This window comes from Streptomyces sp. NPDC079167 (genome assembly GCF_040686735.1).
Classification (GTDB): domain Bacteria; phylum Actinomycetota; class Actinomycetes; order Streptomycetales; family Streptomycetaceae; genus Streptomyces.
Genome location: NZ_JBFBLO010000022.1, coordinates 22,153 through 49,070, shown reverse-complemented (window position 1 = coordinate 49,070; position 26,918 = coordinate 22,153). Strand labels below are relative to the sequence as shown.

Genomic DNA, 26,918 nt, shown 5'->3' with positions numbered 1-26,918 from the left:
GTAGGCGCTGCTCACTCGAACTCGGCGTGCCCCGGACCGTGCTCAAGGAAGGAGCGCATTCCCCGGGCCCGGTCCTCGGTGGCGAACAGCCCTGCCAGCAGGGTGCGTTCGAGGGCGAGCCCCGTGGAGGTGGCACCGGCGGCCTCGTCGACGGCTTGCTTGACCGCGCGGATCGCGAGCCGCGGGCCCCGGGCGAGCCCACGGGCGTAGTCCGTCGCACGGGCATGGACCTCCGCTGAGGGCAGAACCTCGTCCACGATGCCCAGTTCCAGCGCTTCGGCGGCCCGGACCCGGCGGCCCGTCATCATCAGTTCCTTGGCCCGGCTGCGGCCGACGATCTCCGTCAGCCGCTGGGTGCCGCCGGAACCGGGCATGATGCCCAGCTGCACCTCGGGGAGGCCGACGACCGCGTCCTCGGCGGCGACGCGGTAGTCGGCACATAGGGCGAGCTCCAGTCCCCCGCCGAGCGCGTATCCGCGCAGCGCGGCGATCACCGGCTGGGGCAGCTCGGCGATGGAGGTGAACACGCGCTGCAGGCGCGCGTTCCACTCCAGGATCTCCGGGTAGTCCATGGCGGCCAGGCCGGCGATGTCCGCGCCGGCGGCGAAGGCACGCTCGCCGCCGGCGAGGACGACCGCGCGTACCGTCGGGTCCGCGGCGATGTCCGCGACGGCGGCGGCGAGGGCCTCGCGCAGTCCGGTGTCGATGGGGTTGAGCGGCGGCGCGTCCAGCCACACCGTGGTCACGGCTCCGTCGCGCTCCACACGCACCGGTGTACGGGAATTCATGGACGCCTTCCTTCCAGGAGATCGACCAGGGCGTCGAGCGCGGCCACCACCGTGTGACGGTCGGCGTCCGGCCCTCCCTCGTACGCGAGTGCCGCGACAGTACGCACGGCCATGACGTGCCCGCCCGCTCCGTCGGGCAGAGCGGTCACGGCAGGCCGCGCGGCGCCCAGGGTGAGCACTCCGCGCCCTGGCGGCCCCTCGCCTCCCGCCAAGGAGGTGACCCGGCTGTCCGACAGGTCGACGAGGGAGAGCACGTCCGTACCCCGCGGTCCGGCTTCCGGGTCGCCGAGCCGGGCGTACACGCCGTCGGCCGACAGGGTTCCGGGGTCGGCGATGGTGTCGGCGTGATCTCCGTGGACGACCCGGAGCAGGCTGGAGTCACTCATCAGCCCTGCGTGCCGCCACACGCGTACCAGCGCCTCGGCCACACATGCCGTACGCCGCAGGGAGTCCGCGCCGGTCCGGGAGGTGAGCGACGTGAGGTCCACCTGGGCAGCGGCGTGCAGCGGTGGCGAGGTGGGCGGAGCCTCCGGTACGTCCGGGGTCCGCAGTGCGTCCAGGTCCGCCGTGGTGATCCGGCGTCCGCGCGTCTCCGGCCCGTCCAGCCGGATTCCGCGCTCCGCTGCCAGCCGCCGGACCCATGGGGTGGCGACCGCGCGGTGGGCGATACCTTCGGCCGGAGGGGCCTCGGGCTGGTGTGCCGCGGCCGGCGCGCGCTGCTCGGTCATCGGGACTCTCCCCCGGCCACTCGTCGCAGCGCCCCGGCGATCGCGTCCTGATCCGGCAGCCACTCCTTCTCCAGGGGCGGCGAATACGGCGCGGGCATGGCGGGCGGGGCGACACGCACCACGGGGGCGTCCAAGTGCCAGAAGCCCTCGTTGGCGGCGAGCGCGGCCAGCTCGGCACCCACTCCGAAGTCCTGCACGCCCTCGTGGGCGACGACCAGCCGATGGGTGCGGCGCAGCGAGTCCAGGACCGTGGCCCGGTCCAGCGGTGCCACCGTCCGCAGGTCGATCACCTCCACGTCGATGCCCTCGGCGGCAACCACCTCGGCTGCGGCCAGCGCCTCGATCAGCATCCGGGAGTAGCTGACCAGGGTGATGTCCTTGCCGGGCCGCACCACGCGGGCCTTGCCGATCGGTACCAGGTGGTCCGGGGCGGGGCGGGGGCCCTTCTTCCCGTACAGCAGCCGGTTCTCCACGAAGACGACCGGATTGGGGTCGCGGATGGCCGCCCGCAGCAGCCCGTAGGTGTCCGCGGGGTTCGAGGGCATCACCACGGTGAGCCCCGGGACGTGGGCGAGCATCGCCTCGAGGCTCTGGGAGTGCTGGCTTCCCGAGGAGCGTCCGGCACCGAACTGGGTTCGCACGACCAGCGGCATGGAGGCCCTGCCACCGGTCATGAAGCGCAGCTTGGCGGCCTGGTTGACGAGCATGTCCATGCATACGGTGATGAAGTCCATGTACATCACCTCCACCACCGGCCGCATGCCGGCCATCGCGGCGCCGACCGCGGTGCCGACGATCGCCGACTCGGAGATCGGAGTGTCCCGCACCCGGCCGGGGAATTCGTCGGCCAACCCGCGGAAGAGCCCGAAGACGTTGCCGCCCTCACCGACGTCGATACCCGCGACGAACACGTCCCCGTCGTGGGTGAGTTCGTAACTGACCGCCTCGCGCACCGCGTCCATGGTGCGGAAGACGGGGCCATCCGCCGGGGCGGGTTCGGGCAGTTCGGGCCGCTCCGCCCACACGTGGTCGTGGAGGCTGCCCGGCTCGGGGTACGGAGCCTTGCGTGCGCTGGTGACGGCCTCCTCGATCTCGCGAGCGATCTCGGCGTCCACCTCGTCGGCGGCCCGGGCTTCGATCCCGGCCTCGGCCATCCGGGCGCGGGCCAGGATCAGCGGATCGCGCCGCTTCCACTCGACGAGTTCGTCCTCGGTCCTGTACCGCTGCGGGTCGCCCTCGTAGTGGCCGTGCCAGCGGTAGGTCTCGGCCTCGACGAGAACGGGACCGTCACCCTGGCGCAGCCCCGCTGTCAGGCCCTCCATCAGTTCGGCCACGGCGATGACGTCGTTGCCGTCGACGTGCGCGTAGCGGATGCCGTAGCCGGCGGCACGGGCGGCGAGGCCGGCCCGGTGCTGGTCGGCGGCGCGGGAGAACTCGGAGTAGTTGTTGTTCTCGCAGAAGAACACGATGGGCAGGTCCCATACGGCGGCCAGGTTGACCGCCTCGTGGAACATGCCCTGGGCGACGGCGCCGTCTCCGAAGAACGACAGGGCAACCTGCCCCTCGCCGCGCATCTGTGCGGCGGTCGCGGCCCCCACGGCGATGGGGATGCCGGCTCCGACGATGCCGTTGGCGCCGAAGACTCCGCGCTGCGGGTCGGCGATGTGCATGGAACCACCGCGACCCCGGCAGGTGCCGGCGTCGCGGCCCATCAGCTCTGCGAACATGGGCTCCACGTCGAGCCCCTTGGCCAGGCAGTGCCCGTGGCCGCGGTGGGTCGAGGTGATCGCGTCGTCGTCGCGCAGATGCCAGCAGGCGCCGACCGCGGTTGCCTCCTGCCCGATGGACAGGTGGACGAAGCCGGGGATCTCTGTGTCCTTGTACAGCTTCGAAGCCGCCTGCTCGAACTGCCGGATGCGTGCCATCCGCCGGTACATCTCAAGGCGCTCGTCGTTGCTCACCATGCGGTCCATCCCCCGTCGACGGTCAGTGTGGAGCCGGTCGTGTAGCGGGAGGCGTCACTCATGAGGAACACCACCGCCCCGCTGAGTTCGTCCGGGTCACCGGTGCGGGCCATGGGGATCGCGGACTTGACGCGCTCGGCCCAGGTGTTGTTGCTCATCAGAGGCTTGCTCAGTTCGGTGTCGAAGTAGCCGGGGGCGAGTGTGTTCACACGGACGCCGCGCTCGGCCCACTCCACGGCGAGGGTGCGGGTAAGTGCCTCCACGGCCCCCTTGCTCGCGGAGTAGGCGGCGAGCCGCCCGAAACCCGCGGTGGCGTGCACGGAGCTGACGTTGACGATCGACCCACCGCCCTGCCCGAGCATGATCCGTCCGGCCTCACGGCAGCAGTAGAAGGTGCCCGACAGGTTGACGTCGAGAATCCGGGACCAGGTGGCGTCATCGAGCTGCTCGCTGCGGGTGAAGTCGGGACTGATACCGGCGCAGTTGACGAGCCCGTCGAGGCGTCCGGCCCGCTCGACGACGGCGTCCGCGGTGGTGCGGACGGCGTCGGGATCGGCGACGGAGAGCGGATGCACGTCGATCAGCCCGCCATCGGCCTCGAGTTCGGCGGCCAGGCCGTCGAGGTCGTCAGCCGTACGGGAGGACACGGCGACCCGGGCGCCGGCCCGGCTCAGCGCCACAGCCATGGCGCGGCCCAGTCCCTTTCCCGCGCCGGTGACCCATACGACGCGACCGGTCAGGTCAAAGGGGTGTTCGGTCATGCCTGGTCCTCGTTCCGGCGCAGCTGGCGCTTCAGCACCTTGCCCGAGGGGGTGCGGGGCAGCTCCTCGATCAAGGTGACGTGCTTGGGAACCTTGAATTTGGCGAGCCGTCCGGCGCAGAACTCGGCGACGTCGGCCGCTGTGAGCGTGGCACCGGCGCGCAGCACCAGGAAGGCGTGGGGCACCTCGCCCCACCGCTCGTCCGAGCGGCCGACGACCGCCGCCTCGACGACGTCCTCGTGCTCGTACAGCACGCGTTCGATCTCGGGGGTGGCGATGTTCTCGCCGCCGGAGACGATCATGTCTTTCTTGCGGTCCTCGATGTAGAGGAAGCCGTCGGCGTCGAAGCGGCCCATGTCGCCCGTGCGGAACCAGCCGTTGACGAACGACCTCTTGTTGGCCTCGTCGTCACGCCAGTAACCCGAGAAGACCTTCGGGCCGCGTACCAGGACCTCGCCGATCGTGTCGGTCGGAACGGGTTCGCCGCGCTCGTCGGCGACTCTCACCTGGTTGTGCGGGAGCGGCCGGCCGACCGAGCCGAGTTTGTCGTGCATATGGGCGTACGGCACGAAGGTGTCGCTGGAGACGGTCTCGGTCAGTCCGTAGGCGTCGGCGAACCACACCCCGGGAAAGCGCTCGAGGACCGTGCGCAGCCGCGCCTCGGGCATCTTCTCGCCGCCGGACAGGATCAGGCGGATCGAGCTGACGTCCTTGCGGGCGAGCTCGTCGGGCAGTTGCAGCACGGAGTTGACCATGGCCGGCGCCATCCAGACGCTGGTGGCGCGGTGCTCTTCCACCATCCCGAGAAGGCCGGCCGCGTCGAACTTGCGCTGGAGCACGAGGCTGCCGCCGGCGTGCAGCGTTGCCAGGCCGCCCATGTCCAGGGCTCCCACGTGGTACAAGGGGCCCGCGACGACGGTGATCTCCTGGTCGGTGAGGCCGAACTGCACCATGAGCCCGAGGTTCTTCCAGGCCAAGTTGCGGTGGCTGATGCACACTCCCTTGGGCCGGGATGTGGTGCCCGAGGTGTACATGAGCCGCTGCAGGGCGTCCCCCGGCACGTCGGCGACCGGTACGCCCTCGCCACGGTGTGCGGTGACCAGCGCCTCGTACGGGAGCCACGGCGAGGCAGGTGACTCGGCCGCCGTCGTCAGGCGGGCTCGGACCGCCGGGAGCCGCAGCCCGTCGAGCGCGGCGGTGAACTCCGGGTCGGCGATGAGCACCTTGGCCTCGCTGTCGGCCAGGATGTATTCCCACTCGGCGGGTGCCAGCCGGTAGTTGAGCGGCAGGAAGGCCGCCCCGAGCCGGTTGACGGCGTACACGAGTTCCAGGAACTCCGGGCAGTTGTACAGCAGCATTCCCACGATGTCGCCGCGGCGGACGCCCAGGTCACGCAGTCCTGCCGCCAGCGCGTTCACACGCTCGTGCAGGGCCGTGTTGGTCAGGGTGCGGGCGCCGTATGTGAGCACGACCTTGTCGGGCCGGTGCTCGGCCTGATGGTCGAGCGTGCTGGCGAAATTCTCCATCTCGCTCCTCGTCGGTCATGCGGAGACCCGGCACGTTTAATGGACCGATTGGTCAACAGAACCGTAAGGTGAAGCCGAGCTTCTGGCAAGAGTCGTTCCACTGCGCGAAGCGCAACGTTGGCGGCACTCCCGATTTCGGCCGACCGTTATCGTGTACCAATCGGTCCACCATAACGGGACCAGGCACCCCACCGAACGCGAGGTGCCTGGCACGAATGGAGCCGCCGACCGGTCCGTCACACGGCGGGATCAGCAGCGGGCGCCCTCCGGGAACCGGGCACCCGCCAGGAACTGCAGGATCTTGCGGTTGAAGGCGCTCGGCCGCTCCCAGTGAGGGGTATGACCGACCTCGGAGAACGTGAGCGAACAGGCGTTGGGCAGGTGCTTGAGCACCTGCTTCATCATGGGTGGCGGCATGTACAGATCCGCGTCACCCGCCGTGAGCAGAGTTCTCGTCCTGAGGGTCCTCAGCATGTCCCAGGTGACCCCGTGGGCCAGGACCGGCAGCGGTAGCGCCAGGCCGGGGCGGGAGCGCTCGGTGATCTCCTCCCACATGCGGAGACCTTCCGGGTTGACCGCGCGGTAGGCCGGGCTGAGCTCCTTGAAGGAATGCGGAAGGGCGCCGAACTCCGGCGGCCGTAGCCGGGTGAGAGTGTCGGCGAAATCGGGCTCCTCGATGCCCATCTGACTGTTGGCCAGCACCAGACTGAGCAGCCGCTCCGGGTAGGAAAGCGCGAAATCCGTGGCGACGAAACCACCAAGTGCCGCACCGACCAGATGGAACCTGTCCACCCCGAGGTGGTCGGCCAGCATCCTCAGGTCATCCGCGGCCGACGGATCCGCGGTGGCCGCGTCCGACGACCGGTAGTGCCCACGCCGCGAGTAGGCGATCACCCGGTGTCCGGCCCTGGTCAGCGCGGGCTGCTGGTAGGGCCACGCCAGTGCGCTCCCGGTGCCCGCATGGGAGAGGATGACGGGCGATCCCTTGCCGCCGGTGTCCCAGTACCAGAGCGCTCCGCCGGGGACCTCCACGAACCCCTCGGTCACCGGCAGCTGTTCCGGGATCGGCTCGGGACCCTCCGGGTCACCGTGCCCGCCTCGTTCAGCGGTGGCCGCCGACGCGGCCGGTGCCAGGGCCCCGGCCGATGCCGCCACCCCGGTGGCCAGCATCGCGCCCTTGAGGACGAGGCGTCTGCCCGGAATCTCCCCTGAATCCAATTCTGGCATCTTTCTGCTCCTTCGCTGTGAGATCGGGAGGCCGCATCGGCCGTGAACCCGGCATTTCCCCCGGGCGGCTGCCGGCCCGACACGGCCGGGCCGATGCACGCCGGGGCCGGTCAGCTTGCGGCGTCGACAACCTCGGCGTGCCGTCCGCCCTGCCTCTCCAGCAACTGCCGGCGTTCGGCACGCCGGGCTCGCTGGGCAGCCGGGTCGGCCACGGGCGCGGCCATCAGGAGCCGCTGGGTGTAGGCATGCTGCGGATCCCCCGTGACCTGGGCCGCCGGGCCCAGTTCGACGATTTCCCCGTGCAGCAGCACGGCTATCCGGTGACTGATGGCACGCACCACGGCAAGATCGTGGGTGATGAACAGATAGGCGACCCCCGTCGCCTCCTGGATCTCCTTGAACAGCGTCAGAATCGTCGCCTGGGTCGACATGTCGAGCGCGCTCGTCGGCTCGTCACAGACGACCAGCTTGGGGTCCAGTACCAGGGCTCGGGCAATCGCGATCCGCTGGCGCTGGCCGCCCGAGAACTCGCGGGCCAAACGTCGCCCCGCGTCGTGCGGGAGGTGGACCTGGTCGAGCAGACGCCTGACGACGTCGCGTCCGGCCTTCTCCCCGTCGGCCAGCAGTGGCTCCGTCAGAATGTCCTCGATCGTCATGGCGGGGTTCAGTGACGAGTAGGGATCCTGGAACACCACCTGGAGGTCCCTCGCCCGACGGCGTCGTTCGGTGCGGGAGAGCGTCGAGATGTCCCGCCCCTCGAAGACCACCCGGCCACCGGTCACGGGAGCGAGGCCGAGCAGCGCCCGCCCCAGTGTGGTCTTGCCGGACCCGGACTCCCCGACCAGGCCCACCGTCTCGTGCTGACGGATGTCGAGGGACACTCCGTTGAGGATCGTCACCGGCGGCGAACGAAACCCCTTGGTCGGATAGCTGACGTGAAGGTCCTGGACCGACAGGAGCGGTGCGGGACCGGCGACGGAGTTGTTCACACCTCGCTCCCGACCGCGAGCGGCTTCCGCATCTCGGCACCGTCGAGAGTGGAGCTCAACAGCATCTGTGTGTACTCGTGCTCCGGAGACGTGAACAAGTCATTGGCAGGGCCGCACTCCACGATCCGTCCCGACTGCATCACGCTGACCTTGTCACAGATGTCAGCCACGACACCGAGGTTGTGCGTCACGATCACCATGCCGAGCTCCCGCTCCTGCTGTAGGTTCCGCAGCAGGTCGAGAACGTCGGCCTGCACCGTTACGTCAAGGGCTGTTGTCGGCTCGTCCGCGATGATCAGCTCCGGGTCGCCGGCCAGCGCCCCGGCGATCAGCACACGCTGCGCCATTCCGCCCGATACCTGATGGGGATAGAGGTCGAAGACACGGGCGCAATTCCTGATTCCCACGCTGTCCAGGAGTTCCAGCAGCTGCTCCCTGGCGTCGCGCCGGGACACGTCCTTGACCGCCCGAAGGCCGTACGTCAGCTGCTGCCCGATCGTGAAGGCGGGATCAAGGTTGCTCAGCGGCTCCTGGGGCACGTAGCCGATCCGGCGCCCTCGAACCGCCCTCACTCGCTTCGGCGCTGCCAGGAGGTCCTCTCCCTGGAACTCGATCGCTCCGCGGAAAGTTACCGCCTCCGGCGGGAGGATGCCGAGAATGGACAGGGCGACCTGTGACTTCCCGGATCCTGACTCCCCCACGAGCCCGTGGATCTCACCGCGTTCGACCGTCAGGTCGACTCCGTGCACGACGGCCTTCGCCGTCGTCGTCGAGTCGGGGTAGCCGACGGCCAGGTCGCGCACCCGCAGGAGCGGGGGCCGGCCGCCCTCCACCGCTTCCGCCGGTGACTCCGAACCGCTGACCTGCTCGGCACGCAGTCGCCGGACCACCGAGGGGGCGAGAGCGGTGGGCCTGTTCGCGGAGGACTGCAGGGCGTCACGAACGACGTTGCCCAGCAGGACGAGGCACAGCGTGCTCACACCGATCAGAAGCACGGGCCACACCACCGCGACCTGGTTCAGGTAGATGTTGGTGAACGCGTCCTGGAGCATTCCGCCCAGGGAGGGCTTGGACGGATCGCCCAGGCCCAGGAACTCGAGTGCCGACTGAATGCCGATCCCCGACGCCACGACGAAGGAGCTGTGGACGATGATGGGGCCCCGGACGGCCCGGAGGATGTGGCGGGCGACGATACGCCCGTCGGAGAGGCCGGCGACCCGTGCCGCGTCGACATAGAGCTCGTTCCGAATGCTCTTGACCGACGACCGGACCAGCCGGAAGTACGACGGCGCGAGCAGAACCCCGTAGACCGCCATGGCGACCATGATGTTCGGTCCGATGACGGTGTACAGCACGATCAGCAGGACGATGCCCGGCAGCGCCAGGAAGACGTTGGACACCCAGTCGGCGAAATCGTCGAGTCGGCCGCCGAAGTAGCCGGCGAGCAGGCCGGTGATCCCGCCCAGGACCGAACTCACGACGAGCACCACGAGGCACGCCAGAATGGTGCTGCGGGTGGCGAACATGAGCCGGCTCAGGATGTCCCGCCCCGTGCTGTCACCACCGAGGAGGAAGTCCCCCCGGAAGGGCCCGTCGTTCGTCACCTCCAGCCGCAGAAGATTCGGGTCGAAGGGTGCCAGCCAGGGTGCCGCCAGCCCGAACACCAGGGCCAGGACAAGGATCAGGACCGTCACGAAGCCCACGGGGCTGCTCAGCACCCGGCGCCAGAGCGCGCGCCCGGCCACGCGGTCGTCCGATTGCGGAGCAACCTGATTGGACATGGCGTCACTCATGACAGCCTCACCTTCGGATTGATCCAGGCGTTCAGGACATCTGCCACTATGTTCACGACGAGGACGAGCAGAGTTCCGAAGACGACGACGCCCATCACGGACGGCAAATCACCGGCGAGGGACGACGTTATGGTGAACTGGCCGACGCCGGACAACGCGAAGACCTGCTCGATGACCACCGCTCCTCCGACCAGGCCGATGGTCTGCACCGACAGAATCGTCAGTCCGGGTGCCGCGGCGTTTCGCAACGCGTGCCGGAGCACCACCGCTCGCTCGGACAGACCGCGCGAGCGCAGGGTCCGGATGTAGTCCTGCTTCAGGGTGTCCACCATCGCCCCACGGAACTGCTGGGCCGAGCTGGCGACCATGTGGATCACCAGGGCGGAGACGGGTAGAACCAGTGACGCCGCCCAGCCTTCGGGACTGACGCTGAAGGGCATGTAGCCCGTCGCCGGGAAAACGGGAAGTGCGATGGCGAACAGGAACATGAGCGCGATGGCCACGAGAAAGCTGGGCAGGGCCACCGCGCTGCCGGCGATGAACTGCAGCGCGCGGTCGATCCACCCTCCCTTGACCGCGGAGAGGACGCCGATACTGACACTGAGAAGCGACGTGAACAGCAGTGCGAGAAATATGATCGAGAGGGTGACGGTTACGCGCGAACCGAGGAGGGTCACCACCTCCTCGCCGGAATTGAAGCTCTCGCCCAGGCTTCCGGTCAGCAGGTCGCCGAGCCACTTGACGTACTGGGTGAGAACCGGCTGATCCAGATTCAGTTGAGCTACCCGGCGTGCCACCTGCTCATCGGTGGCCAGCTCACCGAGGTTGTTGCGCACGGACTGTTCCCCGTTCGAGAAGACGAGGACAAAGGTCACCAGAGTGACGGTAATGAACAGGACCAGCCCAGAGACGAGTTTTCGCCCCACATACATCAGCATTGCGACCTCGCGGCAATCTTCGAACGAGCGGTACGGACCATGTCACCCTGTGAGGAGCCGAGCGGGGCTGCCGGCCGGCGCGACCTGTGGGTCCTGTCGGCCGGCCGCACGGCTTTGCTACTTGAAGGCGAAGAGCGGGGGCGTCGTGCCCAGCGTCCCGGTGATGGTGGTGGAGCCGTTGAAGGCCCAGGGCGAGTCCGGGTTACCGAAAGGCGCGAACCACGCGTTCTCGACCAAGAAGCGGTTGATCTGCTTGTAGATGTCCGCCGCCTCGTCCCCGTCGGCGACTTTCCATTTCTCCAGCAGTTTGGTCAGCCCTGGATCCGCACTGTGGTAGGGGTTGAAAGCACCCTTCGGGCCCAATACGTTCGAGACCTGCTCCGCCTCGGGGTTCACAGGCATCTTGTAGACGAACATGGGAAACTCGCCGCCAAGGATGCGGGGGATGGACTCCTGCCGCGGCACGGAAACTACTTTGGCGCGAATATTCAGCTCGGCGAGTTGCTGCACCGCGATGGCACTGTATTCGTCATTGTAGTGATCAACCTCCGGCAGTACGACGCTGAAACCATCGGCATAGCCGGCTTCCTTCATCAGCTTTCGCGCGGCCTCGATGTCGTACGGGTAATACTTGAGGAGGTCCTCCTGATACGCAACACTGGGAGGACCGTAGGTTTGGCTGTTTGCTTTGCCATTACCGTTCCAGATGCCCTCAGCAATCGCCGGCCGATCGAACACCATGTTGATTGCTTTCCGCACCCGCACATCCCCGAGGGCGGGAATCTTCGCGCCGGCCCGGTCCAGGAAGAACAGCCCGCTCCAGAGATTTTGGAAGCTCTTGACATGCAGGCCCGACGACTTCGCCCGCTCGATACTTCCGAGTGAAATCTCGGCACCGTCGATCTGCCCGGTCGACAACGCATTGAGCTGCGCCGTCTCGTCCGCCATGACGAGGAATTCCAGCTTGTCGTAAGCGAAGTCGCCAGGGTTCCAGTAGTCCGGGTTCCGGTTGAAGACGAGCTTGCTCCCGGTCACCGTCTCCCGGGTGTTCAGCACATACGGGCCGCTGCCGACCGGCTTGGTCGCCAAGGTCGGGGAATCCATCGACGCCGGGCTCACCAGCTGGCCCGAGGACCCTCCGAGGTAGCTGATCAGGGCCGGATTCGCCGCCGGCAACGTGAGGGTGAGCGTCAGATCGTCCACCACTCGCACCTTGACACCGCCCAGCCGGAGCGAGTCCGACCCGCCCCCGTCGCGGAAGCCTTCCAGGCTGAGCTTCGCGGCCTTCGCGTCGACAGGCGCTCCGTCTGTGAACTTCATGCCCTCACGCAACTTCAGCGTGAGCAGCGTCTTGTCATCGTTGTAGGAGTATTTCTCCGCGGCATTGGGTGTGACAGTTCCGTCGCTCTGCGTCCGCAACAGAGTGTCGTAGACCGGTCGCCATTCGAGACCGGTGTGCCCGGCACTGATTTGTTTCCTCCAGTCCCATCCTGGAAGCGTGTTCTCGAGCGCCAGCCTCAGAACACCGTCGGATCCGCCCCCGGAGCTGCCGACGTTACTGCTGCCACCCCCTCCGCATGCAGAGAGAAAAAATAGCCCGCCTACGACCAGCCCGGCCGTCCCACGCAAACCGCGCGTAGGTGACGATGCGGGGAACCACCAATTGCGCGGCACGCGCCCACCTCCATGAGTCACGGTGAGAGCGTGCACTACTGCCTGCTCTCCGATGGAGCCAACCATCCAGTTGATGAATGCGTCAATGGAGGGCGACAGGTCTGTTACATTCACGTTATCCCTTAGGCCGGGTAACGATCAGAAGCGGCGCCTCAAGGTCGCGGCGCCCTGAATCTTGATGACCCTGCCACCTCGCGGGTCTTCCATGGCGATGCATCAGGGATCGTTCCCGCAATTCGACAGACAGACCATCGAGGCCGCAGGCTGCCACCGAGACCTGGGATGCGGACGAACCGATGACGTCCAGGAATGTACCGGCCGGTACAAGCGAGGCACTCCTAGCGCCCGTCGGGGGGTGTCCCGGCCCTCGGCGCAACGGGCGCTCCCGCTGCGAGGCGCAGCATCGTCGCTGGAGGGTGCGGAACCGAGCCGTGACGCTGGAGCCGGCGGCCACGGGACCGCTCGTCGGCCGCCCTTCAGCCATCGCTCGGGCTGGATGCCGCGGACCTTGCCGTCCCGGCCGCCCGGCACCGGTTTCCTCTTGGCTCACCGCAGCCCGGGTCACGGCCGGGAGCCCCGCACCTCCAGCTCCTCAGGAACGGGGCGGGGGTGTGCCCGGGGCTCCCAGCGCTCAGGGCCGTGGCATGGCCAGCAGCGCAGAGCACACCGCCGGTTCCTCGAGGATCAGATGATGGTGTGTACGAGGGACCGAGACCATCACATAGGGGGCCGACGACTCCTCGGAGATGTGCTGAGCTGCCTCCTCGTGAAGGTACTCACTGTGCTGGCTGAAGATCCACGTCGTGGGAGAGGGGACCCGGGAGACCACCCGGTCGAGGACCGGATCCTTCCAGTCGCCCCGCACGGCGGGGTCGCTGCGCCAGGTCCAGCCGCTCGGGGTCTCCGTCATACCGGCGTCGAGCAGCAGCCGGGTGAGCTCCGGCGCCGGCAGGCTCTGCTCCGGCGCCAGCCGGAATCGCGCGGCCAGCTCCTCGCGGTACCGGTAGTACCGCCGCGGCTGCGGTGGCCGACGCAGGGGGGCACGCGTACGCAGTCCCTGCGGGTAGGCGTCGAACACCACGAGATGGTCCACGAGTTGCGGATAGGAGGCAGCCATGACCGACGCCACCACTCCGCCCATGCTGTGCCCCACCACGGTCGCGGGGGGACCGGCACGGCGGACCACGGCTGCCACCTCGTCGGCCCAGGTCTGCCAGGTGTAGCGGCTGCGGTGATCGCTGCGGCCGTGACCGGAGAGTTCGACCAGGACCACATGCCGGTCCCTCGCGAGGAACGGAACCATGCCCGCCCACCAGGCATGGTTCGCCCTGCTGCCATGGACGAGAACCAGGGTGCTCGCCTCCGGGTCACCCGCCGTCCACACGGCGACCCGCGCCCCGGCGACGTCCTCGAACGACAGGCGGAGCCCGTCCACGGCTCCGCCCGGTGCCCTCCACGTGACGCCGACGCCGGCGCTCGCGTCGATGTCGGTCACTCAGCCGGCCGAGCGGTCGCCGGGTGAGGGGATCGGCTCTTTCCACGGCCGGGTCTGGTGCTCGACGACCGCGGGCCCCAGACGGAAGTGCTGGGCTTCCTCATGGGTCTCGACGAGCGGCAGATTGGCGTCGTAGTACTGCTCCGGGGACAGCGGAAGGGGACCGGCCTTCGACACGTGCCCGGGGGACAGCCTGCCCAGTACACCGTCGAGCTTGTGGACGAACCCGATCAGACGGTCGAGGTCGACCCCGGTCCGGATGCCCATGGCGGTGCACATCATGACGACGTCCTCGGTCGCCGCCATGCCGGTCGCCCGGCCGTTGCCGCAGTAGGGGCAGCCGCCGATGCCTCCGGCCGTCACATCGAAGCTGACGTCGAAGGTCTCGTCCAGGGCGTTGATCGTCGCATACGTGCTCGGCAGTGCCATGCCGCGTCCGTCGTGCAGGTGCTGGGTGACACGCCGGATCTCGGGCCATTCCGCACGGACCGCGGCGATGGTCTCCTCGACCCAGTGCGGCATGCACCAGCTCATCGGGTCGGCGAACGCGACCGCCGTGACACGGATGCCCGCCGCCTGCCAGGCGTCATGCTGCCGCCGGAGCATCGTCATCCGCTGCTCGGTGGTGAAACGGCCTTCGAAGTTGGATCCCCAAGCGGCCCCGATCGATATCCGGCCCTCCGAAGCTCCCGCGTCCACGGCGCGCTTGATGGTCCGCTCCCAGCCGGCGATCTCGTCGTCCTGGCTCCGGTTCGCGTTGCGCCGGATGAACGTGTCGCACAGGTGCGCGCCGGTCGAGAACCCGGTCTTGCCGGGCAGATCCAGCCAGGGGAACTCGGCCGCTCGGTCCAGCCCACGCTGGTTCATCGCCAGACAGTAGTAGCTGGGGCCTTCCACCGGCTCGAAACGCCGCAGGACCTCCTCGATCCTGGCCATCTGAGGCGTGTAGCGAGGGCTCACGAAGGAGCCCACGTTGATGGCCGGCAGGCCGCACTCGGCGAGTTCCTGCAGGAGTTCGGCCTTCACGTCGACGGGGATGTCCACCGACTCGATCTGCATCCCTTCGCGCATGACTTCTTCGCGAAGCTGTACACGTGGGTATCCCATGTTCTTGTTCTCCTCGTACTGATTCGCCTGCGTCACTCTTCGTCGACGTGCGGTCGTACCTTGTCCAGTACGTCCTTCACGTCCACCGCGATTTCGCGGTACACACCTGCCTGGACGAGCGAGTCGAGGTCCAGAGGACGCGGCGGCTGGACTCCCAGCGGTGCGTCGACCACCACCGCCTCGCGTCTCAGCGTCTCGATCTCGGCCGCAGGCATACCCAGCGAGCTGAGCACGGTCTCGTTGTCCTCACCGAACAGCGGCGCACGGGCGCGGCTCATGACCGTGGAGGAGCCGGCCCAGACGAATGGTGTCCCGGGGAGAGGCAACGTCTCGCCTCTGACGTCCACCCAGTCGAAGAACTCCCGGTGCCGGAACTGCCCGTCGAGCAGCAGGTCGCGGACCGCGGCCACCGCCGATGCCGCGACGCCGTGGCTCTGAAGGGTCTCCGCCGCCTCGTCCGGCGTCTGCGTCATCGCCCACGTGGCCAGACCGCGGCCGAGTTCCGCCAGGCCGGGATCGTCGTCGGAGAGATGGTCACGCACGATGCCGGCCACCCGCAGCCGGGCTGCGTCGTCCTCGACGGCCACCGCCACCCACGCGTCGTCACCGCGGCAGGCATAGACGTCGGACAGGAGCGTGTCCGCCTCGGCGTTGCCCTCACACGTCGGCTGTTCGGTGCCGGCCTGTGCGGCGATGAGCGCCTCGGGAATGACAGCGGGCCCGAGTTGGTACATCGCCAGGTCGATCCACTGGCCCTTCCCTGAGTCATGACGCTCTTCGAGTGCCGCGAGAATCGCGTAGAGGCCGGTCCACGCCGCCAGGAAGTCCGGGTAGGACTGCCCGACCTTCCGCGGCTTCTCACCCGGGTAGCCGGAGTACGCCGTGAGCCCCATGGTCGATTCCAGCGAGGTGCCCTGCGCCTTGAAGCCCGACCACGGCCCTGAGGCGCCGTACCCCGTGTTGGACAGCATGATGAGCCCAGGGTTGCTGGTCGCCAGGTCGGCGTGGGTCATATCCCACCCGCGCATCACGCGTGGTGTGAAGTTCTCGACGAGGATGTCGGCCGTGTCCACCAGCCGGCGGAGCACCGACCTGCCCGCCTCCTGCTTGAGATCCAGGACGAGCGAACGCTTGCCGCGGTTGAGACTGTGGAATGTGCCGGACCAGTTCCAGCCATCGTCACCGGGCTCGTTGCGGAGGTAACGGCCAAAGCCGCCGCCTCGGGTCTGGTCCAGCTTCGACGGCGGCTCGATCTTGATCACTTCGGCGCCGAAGTCGCTGAGGATCCCGCACATGTAGGGCGCGGCGAACACCGCCGAAAGATCGACGACGCGGAGCCCTTCCAGCGGTCCGGGAGCGTCTGATCCCACTGCTTCGCGGCTCACAGGACACCTGCCTTGGGACGGGAGACGAGTTCCTCGTTGTGCTCCCCGACCTGGGGTGCTTCGCGCCGGACGGTCGTGCCCGTGTGCGAGAGGGAGGCGAGGGTCGCGGGCATCCGCCAGGGGCGGCCGTCGAGCGTTCCCGGCATGGCCCGGAACACCTCCCGGGCACCGAGGTGCGGGCATTCGAGGAGCTGGTCGGCCGTCTGTACGAAGCCGGCGAGCAGTCCTTGGGCCGAGGCCCGCTCGAAGAACTCGCGCGGCTGCTCGTTCTCCAGTGCCGACCGGAAGATCTCTCCGACGGCCGCCGCCCGTGTCGCGCGCCCTTCGGACGTCTCGTACTGCGGCTCGGCCAGGCGCTGGTCACCGATGAAGTCCGCGAAGACACTGATCGGGGTGAGGGAATTGACCTGCGCGCTGACGTACCCGGATCCGGCGGGGAGGGGATCGCCCGAAAGAGGATCGACGACGGTGGGACGGCGGGTGGAGACGGCCCCCAGGAAGGTGTACTCCGGGATCGTCATCACCAGCTCCGAGGCGACGCACTCGACCATGGATATGTCGATGACGGTTCCGCGGTGCTGCCGTGCGCCCAGGAGGGCCGCCTCGGCGACGTATGCGCCGGTGAGGCCCGCCTGGAAGGTGCTCTGCCGGAGCCCGCGCCTGAGCGGGGAGCGCTCCGCGTTGCCGCTGAAGGACAGCAGGCCGCCCGCGGCTTGCAGGACCAGGTCCGTCGCCTTCCAGTGCGCCTTGGGTCCGGTGATGCCGAACGGTGTGAGCGTCTCGATCACCAGGCTGGGATGGACCTCGTGCAGCGAACCCACGTCGATGCCCCAGGTGGCCAGCTGATCTATGTCATCACCGATCAGGAGTATGTCCGCCGTCGACAAGAGGTCATCGAGCACGCCTTGGTCCGTACCCGGATCCAGCGACACCCCCCACTTGTTGTAGTTCAGATACTCGAAGAGGGCGCCCCGCTCCTCGCCGTCATCGGTGCGGTAGTACGGAGCCTCCGAACGGGTCGGATCCCCTTCCGGTGTCTCCACCTTGATCACTTCCGCCCCGAGGTCCCCGAGCAGCCGGGCCGCCAGCGGGGTCGCGAGGCCGACGCCCAGCTCGACGACACGCACGTCGTCGAGCGGGGCCTTGCGCGTACTCATGACGCGGGGAACGGGTACGGAACCGCCGGACCGCCCTGAAGGGGCAGGACGACGGTGGCCGAGCCCGGGGTGCTCTGCCGGCCCTCTTCGTTCCGTATGCCGATCTCGAGCTTCGCCGTGCCGTAGCCGTCCTGCTCCGTGAGGTCCGTGACCCGGCCCCATGCGTGCAGGGTCGACCCGACGACGTCCATGGCGCGGAACTGGAAGCTGATGCTGCGCAGCCACCCCTCCGGTTCGGCCCACTGACGCACGGCCTGGACCAGGAAGTGCTGCTTCCAGCTGCCGTTGATCAGCAGGTCGGGAAGCTTGTCGTGCTCGACGGTGAACCGCTGGTCGTAGTGGATCCGGTGCCAGTTCTCGATGCTGGCGGACCAGCGCATCAGGTGCGGCTCGCGCAGGGGCCCACGTACGAGTTCGGGTATCTCGTCGCCGACGGTGAGCTTCTCGAACACCACGGGTGCCGAATTCGTCATCGTTCCTCCTGTCATCGGTAGATCAGCGAACTCGTGGTGACGGTCAGAACGTCGCCGTCCTGGTTCGTGTAGGTGGTCTGGACACGAACGATCACCATGGGGTCTCCGCTCCGCGACTCACGTTCGGTGAGGCCGGCGTACTTGGAGCGCACGGTGATGACGTCGCCGATCCTCGCGAGCCGGAAGAACTCCGCCTCCGTGCCTCCGTTCAGCAGGCGCTTGAAGGGGAGGTTCAGAGGGGGCAGACCGTTCTGACGGCCGCCCTGGGTGCCGTCGCCCTCCGGATCTTCCTGGAAGCTGTCGAACGGGTCGGGCCCGCCCGGCGGACGCCGCAAGCCGTGCATGGGGAAGAGCGGGGGTGCCACCACCTCGCCGTACTTCGACGCGGCTGCCGACTCGGGGTCCCAGTGCACGGGGTCCGGCTCCATGACGCCGTGCACGAAGCGACGGAGCATCTCCTCGGACAGCGGCAGCGCCGCGGTGCGGGGCTCGGACTCGACGCCGATGAGGGCGCGCATCTCGTCGGTGATAACTGTCATCACAGACCACTTCCTTCTCGAACGTCCACAGACTCGGTACGGCGGCTCATCGCACGTGCCGCTGGAGGAATTCGACCGCGCGGGACCACGCGAGCTGTGCGGCCTCGGGGTCGTACGTGCCGATGAGGTTCTCGTCGTTCAGGAAGGCATGGCCGGCCTGGTAGACGTGCATCTCGGCCGGTGCGTCGCCGACGGCCTGGAGCTGCTTGAACAGGCCCTCCACGGCCTCGACCGGGATGCTCCCGTCCTGCGCGCCGTAGTGGCCCTGGACCGCGCACGAGATGGAGGAAGCGATCGCGGCGTCCTTGGGCATGCCGTAGAAGGGCACGGCCGCCGCCACGCGGTCGGCCCGCTCGGCGGCCAGACCGAGAGCGAACCCACCACCCATGCAGAAGCCGATCACCCCGGCCTTCTCCGACGTCACGGAGTCCTGCTCGAGCAGGAAGTCCACGGCACCGGACAGGTCTCGGGTGGCACGCTCGACGGGCAGGGAGATCAGCATCTCCTTGGCCTCGGCGGCGTCGTGCGTCGTCGGCCCGCCGTACAGGTCCGGAGCCAGGGCGACGAAGCCCTCCCGGGCGAGCCGGTCGCAGATGTCCGCGATGTGGGTGGTGAGCCCCCACCACTCCTGGATGACGATGACCCCGGGTCCGGACCCGCTTTCGGGGACCCGGAGGTAGCCGTGAGCCGTGTTCCCGTTGCTGGGAAACGTTACGTTCTGTACAGACTGTCCCACTGTGCTCAGGCCTCCCAGACCGACTTGCCCTGCTTGAACAGCGCGCGCGCCATCAAGATCCTCTGAATCTCATCGGTGCCACCGCCGATGCGGCCGTGGCGAAGTTCGCGGTAGAAGGTGGAGATCGGCATCTCGAGGGTCTCGCCGATCCCGCCCAGGACCTGCATGATCTTGTCCATGGAGCGGTGTCCCCAGTTGCCGCCCATGTACTTGGCCATGGCGGCGAGGTGCCGGACCTCTTCGCCGGCGTCGTAGCGGGTGGCGGTCTCGTAGGAGATGGCCCGGATGCTCTTGAGGTCCATGAACACGTCGACCAACATCCACTGGATGGCCTGCCGTTCGCTCAGAGGCGCACCGAACGTCTCGCGCGACTTGGCCCATTCGGTGGCGATGTCCAGCCCACGTGCGAGGCGGCCGCAGGCCAGGGACCCCCGGGTGAGACGGTCCTGGATGGCGAGCCATTCCTGGCCCAGGCCGAAGCCGTAGCCGACCTCGCCGAGGACGCGCCCGGCGGGCACGTAGACGTCGTCGAACCAGACGTGGTGCTGGTGGCCCTTGCGCACGAGCCAGGTCTCGATCGGGCTCGTGGAGATGCCCTCCGCGTTCCTGTCGACGATGAACATCGTCATGCCGCCCCGCTGCCGCTTCTCCGGGTCGGTCACGGCCAGCACCAGCAGGTAGTCGCAGTTCTCGACGCCGCTGATCCACATCTTCTCGCCGTTGATCCGCCAGCCGTCGCCGTCCGGCTTGGCGGTGGTGCGCATGGAGTTGCCCGGGTCCGATCCGGCCCCCGGCTCCGACTGTGCGAAGCAGAAGCGCTTCTCACCGCGGATGGACGGCAGGAGGAATTCCTCCTTCTGCGCTTCGGTGCCGCGCATCAGGGGCAGCATCGCGTTGGAGCGGGGGAGCTTGACCACGCTGCGGTTGAGCTGCTCCGCGACCACGACCTCGCCGAGGGCGCCGTACCCTCCGCCGCCGTACTCCTCGGGGAGTCCGATCGCGTAGAGACCCGCGTCCTGGGAGACCTTCTTGAGGTGGGCCCAGTCTTCTGCCGGCAGGGAGCCGTCGGTCTGGCCCTCGGTGGCGCCTTCCTTGCGCACCCCCTCGTCCAGCCACTTGTTGGAGAGGAACTTCGCTTCGAGCGGGAAACACTCACGCTCGACGATGTTCTTGGCGTGCTCCTTCAGCTCGATGAGCTCGGGCGGCAGCAGGAAGGGTGCTGCCGGAGCGGAATACTTGACTGGCATGGTTCCTCCGGTAGGGGCTTGCTGACGGTGGAGTGGCTGTGTGCGTCACGGCGTCGACCGCGTCGGTGGCGAGGCCCAGGGCTGTCTCCTCGCACGGTGGACCACTGCGTTCGAGTCCTTGGCGAGCGCACCGACTCGGCGGGGGCTCTGCCCACGGGACAAGGTCCCGGCATCGTGCTGATCGCCCTGGAAGGAAGAGTTCGGTCTGTGCCGGCACCCCCACCAGGAGAGTCGTCGCGGGAGATTTTCGGCCGTACGGCCTCCCTCGGCTCGCAATCTTCGACCAACTAGTTGGTTAAGTCAATGTCCTGTCGATTCCGCGGAGGGCACTGGACCGTTGAGGCGCGGAACTATCTGTTCATCGCTCCGAGGGGGCGAAGCGGACCAGTGCGGTCCCCTCCCCCGTGTCGTCGAACACCGCGCGTACCCGGAGCCCGATCCGTACGGACTCGGGGCTGCAGCCGACGATGTTCGTCATGACGCGCGGCCCCTCGTCCAGCTCGACGTAGGCGAGAACGAACGGGTTGGCCTCGCGGTAGTCGCCTTCACCGCGCCTGCTGATGGAGAAGGTGTAGATCTCCCCTTCTCCGGATGCCTCGGTCCATCCGATGTCGAGCGATCCGCACCCCGTGCAGATGCCCTTCGGATACCAGATGATCGTGGCGCAGGCGGCGCACTGCGGCAGCAGGAGCGTGCCTTTCGCAGTTGCCGCCCAGAACTGCTCGGTCTCGGGAACGACCGTCGGTGGTGGGGCCGGAAGGTGCGGATAGCTGCCTTCACTCACTGGTCGACCTTCCTGGTACGGGCGCTCTCCGGCAGGGATGTGCGCGTCGGAACGCCGGTCGACGGGGGAACCGGCAGGTACGGCCCGGCAGGACGCTTCATGCGTCCTCCCGCCCGAGGATGAGTGTGGAGCTCCCCATACGGGACGAGATGCGCCCGCCGGAACCGTGGGCGAGAGCAATCTCGCAGTCCGGAACCTGCACTTCGGGGTTGGCCTCGCCACGAAGCTGGCGCACGGCCTCGATGACCTTCGTCATCCCGCCCTGGTTCACGGGATGGTTGTTGGACAGCCCGCCGCCGTCGGTGTTGAACGGCAGCCGCCCGGTGGGCGAGATCAACCCGCCGTCCATGACGAAGTTGCCTCCTTTGCCCTTCTCACAGAAGCCGAGGTCCTCGATGGTCTCCAGCACCGTGATCGTGAACGAGTCGTAGATGGAGGCGTAGTCGATGTCGGCGGGTGTCACGCCCGCTTCCGCGAAGGCCTTCGGCCCGGACCACACCGCTCCCGTGTACGTGACGTCCACGCGCCCGTTCATCGTGTGCTTGGGCGCCTCACCTTGGCCGAGGACCTTGACGCAGGACCGGTCCAGGGTCTTCGCGATCTCCGGGCTCACGACCACGAGGGCTCCGCCGCCGTCGGTCATGACGCAGCAGTCCAGGCGGTGGAGCGGATCGGCCACCATCGGGGATGCCAGGACCTCCTCGACACTGACCTTGTCCCGCAGACGCGCGTTCGGGTTGAACTGCGCGTGGTGCGAGGCCGCTACCTTGATCTCCGCCAGCTGCTCGCTCGTCGTCCCGAACTCGTACATGTGACGGCGTGCCGCCAGCGCGTAGTTGTTGGCCGTGGTGACGCCGTACACCTCTTCGAAGGCGCCGTGCGGCGTAGCCCCCGCACGCGACGGAAAGCGCATGCCCGGAGCGGGCCTGGCGTGACCGCCCAGCGTGATCAGCGCGACATTGCACTTGCCGGCGGCGATCGCGGCGGCGGCGTGACCCACGTGGACGAGGTAGGAGGAGCCTCCCGTCAGGGTGGAGTCGATGTAGGAGACGTTCAGACCGAGGTATTCGGCGAGTGTGATGGCACCGAGCCCGTGCGGCTCGACGGTGAAGTAACCGTCCACGTCACCGAGCGTCAGCCCGGCGTCCGCGAGGGCGCCGACGGCGACCTCCGCGTGGATCTGTGCCACCGACCGGTCGGGGATCTTGCGTCTGGGGTGCTCGTAAGCCCCCGCGATGAAGGCTTTTCCTCGAATGCTCATCGCAGGTCCGTTCCCTCCTGTTGTGCCTTCGCCGACTGCTGCGTCTTCGCCGACGAGGAGTTTTTGGCCAGGACCCCTCTCGTCATCCGCTGCTCGCACCACTGGACGATCTCGTCGCTGCCCTTCGCCGACGAGCACGTCCGCAGGAAGGCTCGCGCGTCGTCGAGCACCTGCGCGGGGAGCTCGGCCAGCCCGTCGAGGAGCGCCACAGCGGCGTCCTCGGCCGCGCCGGCAGCGGCGGTGTGCGTCACGAGTCCGGAAGCGAACGCGTCGTCGAGCGAAGCCCGTCGTCCCGACAGCGCCAGGTCGACGACGGCCCCCGGCCGCATGCGCTCCACCAGGTACGGCACGACGCCGAGAGGGAAGAAGCCCAGGCCGGCTTCGGGGAGCCGGTACCGCGACTCGGCCGCGCCGACGGCGTACGTCGCTGCCCCGACGAGGCCGAGACCGAGGCCCACGGCCCAGCCCTCGACCGCCGCCACGACGGTGGTGTCGCAGTCCTTGACCGTCCGCAGCATGACCGCGGACGGGTTGTCGGAGTAGGTCCACCCTTCAGCAGTGGTGTCGCTCGGGTCACTGAGGTCCGCTCCGGCACAGAAGGTGCCGCCCGCCCCCGAGAGGACGATCCCCGTGCAGGATCCGTCCGCGTCGAACCCGCGGATCCCCTTGGTGATGTCGGCGGCCATGGCCGAGTCGATGGCGTTCCTCTTGGCCGGGCGCTCGATCCTGATCAGCCCGATGCTGCCGACCCGGCTGATCGAGACCCCGTCAGCCATCGCGCTGCCCGGCCGCGCCCGCCGGAGCCAGGCCGAGCTCCGCGAGGATCTCTTCGGTGTGCTCACCCAGGCGGGGAGGCTTCTTCGAGAAGGTCTCGTCCACGGAGGGAATCGGCGAGCCGGGGACGGGGAACTCGCCCTCGCCGGACAGGTCCGGGACGGTGCGTAGCATGTTCCGGACCTCGAGGTGCGGATCGGCCACCACCTCGTCCATCGTGTGGACCGCGCTGCTGGCGACTCCCACGGCCCGCATCTGCTCGACGACGTCGGAGACCGTGTGCTTCGAGGTCCACCCCTCGATGAGCGCGTCCAGCATGTCCCGGTGCTGCAGCCGGTTGTCGGACTCCGGGGTGTCCCCCATGTAGTCCAGCAGCTCCGGCTTCCCGATGGCCCGTGAGACCCCCTGCCACATGCGGGCGGTGAGGGGGGCGAGATAGACGTACCCGTCGCTTGCCCGGTACGTGCTCGCGTACGACCCACGGACCCTGCTGCCGATTCGGGTCAGCGTCTTGCCCTCCTTCAGGACCTCACTGAATCCCGTGGCGTGGAAGGACATCAGGCAGTCGAGCATGCTGAGGTCGATGTACGAGCCGTGCCCCGTGTTGTGCCGCTTCAGCAGTGCGTTGTTCACGGCCAGGGCGGCCCACAGCCCGGTGAGGTGATCGGGAACGAAGACGCCCGAGAGCATCGGGGCACCGTCGGGTTCACCCGTCAGGTCCATCAGCCCGGACATCGCCTGGATCACCCCGTCGAAGGCGGGGATGTCGCGATAGGGGCTGTCCTGCCCGAAGCCGGTGATGTGGGCGTAGACCAGGCGCGGATTGATCTGCGACAGGCGGTCGTAGTCGAACCCCAGACGGGCGGGCACGCCGGCTCCGAGATTCGTGACGAAGACGTCGGCCGTCTCGATCAGGGCATGGAGCGTCTCGATGCCCTTCTCCGACTTGAGATCGACGACGATACTGCGCTTGTTCCGGTTGAGCGTGGGGAAATAGCCGCCTCGGTTCGATCCGGCGGGGCTCTCCACCCTGATGACATCGGCACCCTGATCGCCCAGGAGCTGCGTGCAGAACGGGCCCGCGATGAAATGCTCGACGGTCACGACGCGCAGGCCCGGCATGGAGGCGTTCTGCTGGGACATCAGTTTCCCCCTCGCTTGGCTGCGCTTTCCGGACGAAGTTCTCCGACCCAGCCCTTGAACGCCTCGACGAAATCGGGCATCTCCTGATTCGGATAGTGAGCGATTCCGTCGATGCTCTGGAACCGGGCGCCCGGGATCTGATCGGCCGTGGCCTTCAGCCCTTCACCGAACGAGTCGCCTCCGGAGATCACATACGTAGGGCAGCTGATGTCCGGCAGCCGTGACCACAGATCGTGCTTGCCCCAGCCGATGAGGTCGGAGCGGGTGACGTGCCAGTCCTCGCGGCAGTGCATCGTCGCGATCATCTCGGCCGTCGCGGCCGGCACATCGCTGCCGATGAGCGCGAGGTTGGAGAAGTACGTCTGGTCACGCACGCTCGGCGTGCTGGAGTCCTCCGGCGTACGCCACTTGCTGCGGCTGACGGGAGAGACGGGGCACTCCATGGCCACGACCGCCTCCAGGGATTCCGAGGCCTTCGCAGCCATCTCCAGCACGATGCGGCCACCGATCGAGCACCCGAGGAGGTACTTGCGTCCGGCCCCCAGCTCGTCGAGGACCCGCAGACACCAGTCCGCGTAGTACGGAATGGAGGTGATGGGCCCGTCGACCGCAGGCTCGGACCTGCCGTGCCCGGGCAGGTCCACGACGACGACGCGGTATCCGAGCGCAGCCAGACCGTCGATGTTGTTCCTGTACTGGACACCGCTCTGTCCAGCCGTGTGGACGCAGAGGAGTGTGTCGTCGCCGTCACCGGCGACCTCCACGTATCCGAGTCGCCCGTCGATGTTGAGGTAGCCGGCCTTATGCACGTGACGCCTCCTTGGCGACAGCGAGTTGCGCCTCATCGACCATCAGCATGACGGCCTTGAAGATCCTCAAGTACTGGAAGTTGTTCCCTGTGGACCTGAACTGGTTGCTCTGCGTCCGCTTGACGAAGTCGTTCTGCGACGACGAGAGCAGATCGGTCCACGCACGCTCACTGCCGCCGACCGTGAAGGTCGGACCGTCCAGCGACTTCTTGGCGACCTCGACGATCGAGCCCCGGTAGATGCGGAACTCCACCTGCTCCTCGCCGGCCCGGACGCCGACGGCCCCGTCGAAGGTCTGAACCGCGGAGGCGAAGGCCTCATTGGCCGCCAGACCGGCGGCGAGGTGTTTGCCCCAGGCCACGGTGCCGACGTCCCAGGCGACACGGGAAGCCGAGTCGTCGTCCTGCACCTCGGTCCCGGCCGGCGCGTCCCACACGACGGACGCGCTCTCGACCACCTGACCGTCGGCATCCAGCAGCCGGACGTCCTGATGCACCCGGCCGCGCCCGCGCTTGCGGGCCGGCTTCCACCGCGTCACGGTCCTTTCGACGCGGGCACCTTCCGATCGGGGCCGGGCCCCCTGCTCCCACTGCACACCGGTCAGCACCGCGTCGCGGACGGGAGGTGCCTGGTTGATCGCCGGCAGCAGCTGGGGCAGCGCCCCGCCGGATTCCGGCGAGAAGGCGGCCTCCGACACCATGCCGACCCGGATGTCCTCGAAGCCACGGGCACCCTGCTGGGCCCCCTTCTCGGCGGCATTCTCAAACGCGCTCACCGACGCCACCCCTTTCCACACTCATGACGTTCCTCACCGAGCGGAGACTCCTCGCGTACCGACTCATAGCTGGTTTCACCATTCCCGGACGGCTCCGGCCGGAGCACGCGTCCGCCGCTGTCTGCCCGTATCGGAGCGAACAGCCTTCCTTGCAGGCATCCACGCCGATTCCTCGGTTCGTTCGGCGCGAACCCTGTTATGCCGCTGGGCAACACAGGCGTTGGTGTTGCGCGGATCACTCTTTCAACCAACCATCTAGTTGGTAATTCGTCAATATGGTCGGCGGAGTGAATGACGGCGGCATGCGGGGCGAGGGCAGCAGCCAACAGCACGCCCATGGACGGCAGATGACAAGCTGCCCCGACAGGCGGGAAACGGTCGCGGGGAAGCACCCGGGCGGGCACCACCACCCGCGCTCACCCGCACCCGGGCGGGGGCGCCGGCCCACAGGGCGCTGACGCGTACGCGCCGCGTCTCAGGCCGACCGCCTCATACCGTCACCTCATCGACGCCTGAGCCGCATCCGGCGTCCTGGGCCACTCCGAAGTCGTCTGTCCGGAGAAGATCTTCGGGCTGGGCTCCGCCCGCGTGCCGACCGTCGTGGGGCGGCCGCATGCCCGCGAGCTGCCCGTCGCTCGGCAAGGCCATGCTCGCCCTCAGCGGCCGGGGAGGCCCTTGGCTGCGCCTCTTCGGCTCAGAGCTGGTCCGGCGGGCACCACGCGCCCGCACGGCGCCCGAGGGCTCCTCGCTGAACTCCGCAAAGCGCGCGCCGAGTACGTCGGCACGACAATGAGGAGGAACTGAGCGGACTGATCGGCGCCGCATCCCCAGCCCTCAAGGAGGGG

At 68.2% G+C, this 26,918-nt stretch carries 24 protein-coding genes; all 24 read right to left on the bottom strand.

The annotated features are described in order from the left end of the window. Window positions 1-11: 11 nt before the first annotated feature. The 24 genes from AB0P41_RS31845 to AB0P41_RS31730 all read right to left on the bottom strand — a co-directional run bounded on the left by AB0P41_RS31845 (window position 12) and on the right by AB0P41_RS31730 (window position 26,073). Entirely contained in the window at window positions 12-788 is a 777-nt protein-coding gene (locus AB0P41_RS31845) for an enoyl-CoA hydratase/isomerase family protein (RefSeq protein WP_356714347.1), read from the bottom strand. After that, on the bottom strand, window positions 785-1,516 hold the full coding sequence (locus tag AB0P41_RS31840) for a hypothetical protein (RefSeq protein WP_356714348.1): 732 nt from the start codon (window positions 1,514-1,516) through the stop codon (window positions 785-787). Before AB0P41_RS31840 ends, AB0P41_RS31845 begins: the two co-directional genes overlap by 4 nt. After that, entirely contained in the window at window positions 1,513-3,480 is a 1,968-nt protein-coding gene (locus AB0P41_RS31835) for a dehydrogenase E1 component subunit alpha/beta (protein WP_365935586.1), read from the bottom strand. Before AB0P41_RS31835 ends, AB0P41_RS31840 begins: the two co-directional genes overlap by 4 nt. Then, window positions 3,474-4,241, bottom strand: coding sequence for an SDR family oxidoreductase (locus tag AB0P41_RS31830; protein ID WP_356714351.1), 768 nt, complete (start codon window positions 4,239-4,241; stop codon window positions 3,474-3,476). The genes AB0P41_RS31835 and AB0P41_RS31830 overlap by 7 nt, the downstream gene beginning before the upstream one ends. Then, window positions 4,238-5,767, bottom strand: coding sequence for a long-chain fatty acid--CoA ligase (locus AB0P41_RS31825; RefSeq protein WP_356714352.1), 1,530 nt, complete (start codon window positions 5,765-5,767; stop codon window positions 4,238-4,240). Before AB0P41_RS31825 ends, AB0P41_RS31830 begins: the two co-directional genes overlap by 4 nt. Window positions 5,768-6,016: 249 nt before the next feature. Further along, entirely contained in the window at window positions 6,017-6,994 is a 978-nt protein-coding gene (locus AB0P41_RS31820) for an alpha/beta hydrolase (RefSeq protein ID WP_356714353.1), read from the bottom strand. A gap of 110 nt (window positions 6,995-7,104) precedes the next feature. Continuing rightward, on the bottom strand, window positions 7,105-7,983 hold the full coding sequence (locus AB0P41_RS31815) for an ABC transporter ATP-binding protein (protein ID WP_356714354.1): 879 nt from the start codon (window positions 7,981-7,983) through the stop codon (window positions 7,105-7,107). Then, window positions 7,980-9,776 (bottom strand): dipeptide/oligopeptide/nickel ABC transporter permease/ATP-binding protein, encoded by a 1,797-nt coding sequence (locus tag AB0P41_RS31810; RefSeq protein ID WP_356714355.1) that lies wholly within the window; start codon window positions 9,774-9,776, stop codon window positions 7,980-7,982. Before AB0P41_RS31810 ends, AB0P41_RS31815 begins: the two co-directional genes overlap by 4 nt. Then, on the bottom strand, window positions 9,773-10,708 hold the full coding sequence (locus tag AB0P41_RS31805; protein ID WP_365935648.1) for an ABC transporter permease: 936 nt from the start codon (window positions 10,706-10,708) through the stop codon (window positions 9,773-9,775). Before AB0P41_RS31805 ends, AB0P41_RS31810 begins: the two co-directional genes overlap by 4 nt. A 123-nt stretch (window positions 10,709-10,831) precedes the next feature. Further along, on the bottom strand, window positions 10,832-12,502 hold the full coding sequence (locus tag AB0P41_RS31800; protein WP_365935583.1) for an ABC transporter substrate-binding protein: 1,671 nt from the start codon (window positions 12,500-12,502) through the stop codon (window positions 10,832-10,834). A gap of 517 nt (window positions 12,503-13,019) precedes the next feature. Then, window positions 13,020-13,883, bottom strand: coding sequence for an alpha/beta hydrolase (locus AB0P41_RS31795; RefSeq protein ID WP_356714358.1), 864 nt, complete (start codon window positions 13,881-13,883; stop codon window positions 13,020-13,022). Beyond that, a complete protein-coding gene (locus AB0P41_RS31790) occupies window positions 13,884-14,990 on the bottom strand; it encodes a hypothetical protein (protein WP_356714359.1) in 1,107 nt (368 codons plus the stop codon). Between the two features lie 32 nt (window positions 14,991-15,022). Then, the gene (locus AB0P41_RS31785; RefSeq protein WP_356714360.1) at window positions 15,023-16,375 is read right to left on the bottom strand and encodes a CoA transferase; all 1,353 of its coding nucleotides are present in this window, start codon (window positions 16,373-16,375) and stop codon (window positions 15,023-15,025) included. Further along, complete coding sequence (locus AB0P41_RS31780) at window positions 16,372-17,532, bottom strand: CoA transferase (protein ID WP_356714361.1); 1,161 nt, start codon at window positions 17,530-17,532, stop codon at window positions 16,372-16,374. The genes AB0P41_RS31785 and AB0P41_RS31780 overlap by 4 nt, the downstream gene beginning before the upstream one ends. Then, window positions 17,529-18,005, bottom strand: a complete 477-nt coding sequence (locus AB0P41_RS31775) for a hypothetical protein (RefSeq protein WP_356714362.1) — start codon at window positions 18,003-18,005, stop codon at window positions 17,529-17,531. Before AB0P41_RS31775 ends, AB0P41_RS31780 begins: the two co-directional genes overlap by 4 nt. A gap of 11 nt (window positions 18,006-18,016) precedes the next feature. Further along, window positions 18,017-18,544, bottom strand: coding sequence for a MaoC family dehydratase N-terminal domain-containing protein (locus tag AB0P41_RS31770; RefSeq protein ID WP_356714363.1), 528 nt, complete (start codon window positions 18,542-18,544; stop codon window positions 18,017-18,019). A gap of 46 nt (window positions 18,545-18,590) precedes the next feature. Then, window positions 18,591-19,280, bottom strand: a complete 690-nt coding sequence (locus tag AB0P41_RS31765; protein ID WP_356714364.1) for a dienelactone hydrolase family protein — start codon at window positions 19,278-19,280, stop codon at window positions 18,591-18,593. Window positions 19,281-19,285: 5 nt separating this feature from the next. Next, window positions 19,286-20,527 (bottom strand): acyl-CoA dehydrogenase family protein, encoded by a 1,242-nt coding sequence (locus AB0P41_RS31760; protein ID WP_356714365.1) that lies wholly within the window; start codon window positions 20,525-20,527, stop codon window positions 19,286-19,288. A gap of 358 nt (window positions 20,528-20,885) precedes the next feature. Beyond that, entirely contained in the window at window positions 20,886-21,311 is a 426-nt protein-coding gene (locus AB0P41_RS31755; protein WP_365935580.1) for a Zn-ribbon domain-containing OB-fold protein, read from the bottom strand. Between the two features lie 97 nt (window positions 21,312-21,408). Then, on the bottom strand, window positions 21,409-22,572 hold the full coding sequence (locus AB0P41_RS31750) for a thiolase domain-containing protein (RefSeq protein WP_356714368.1): 1,164 nt from the start codon (window positions 22,570-22,572) through the stop codon (window positions 21,409-21,411). Continuing rightward, window positions 22,569-23,348: an enoyl-CoA hydratase/isomerase family protein gene (locus AB0P41_RS31745; protein ID WP_356714369.1), complete on the bottom strand. Its 780-nt coding sequence runs from the start codon at window positions 23,346-23,348 to the stop codon at window positions 22,569-22,571. The genes AB0P41_RS31750 and AB0P41_RS31745 overlap by 4 nt, the downstream gene beginning before the upstream one ends. After that, entirely contained in the window at window positions 23,341-24,489 is a 1,149-nt protein-coding gene (locus AB0P41_RS31740; RefSeq protein WP_356714370.1) for a CoA transferase, read from the bottom strand. Before AB0P41_RS31740 ends, AB0P41_RS31745 begins: the two co-directional genes overlap by 8 nt. Further along, window positions 24,489-25,298, bottom strand: coding sequence for an alpha/beta hydrolase (locus tag AB0P41_RS31735; RefSeq protein ID WP_325747420.1), 810 nt, complete (start codon window positions 25,296-25,298; stop codon window positions 24,489-24,491). Before AB0P41_RS31735 ends, AB0P41_RS31740 begins: the two co-directional genes overlap by 1 nt. Continuing rightward, entirely contained in the window at window positions 25,291-26,073 is a 783-nt protein-coding gene (locus AB0P41_RS31730; protein WP_356714371.1) for a hypothetical protein, read from the bottom strand. Before AB0P41_RS31730 ends, AB0P41_RS31735 begins: the two co-directional genes overlap by 8 nt. Window positions 26,074-26,918 lie beyond the last annotated feature (845 nt).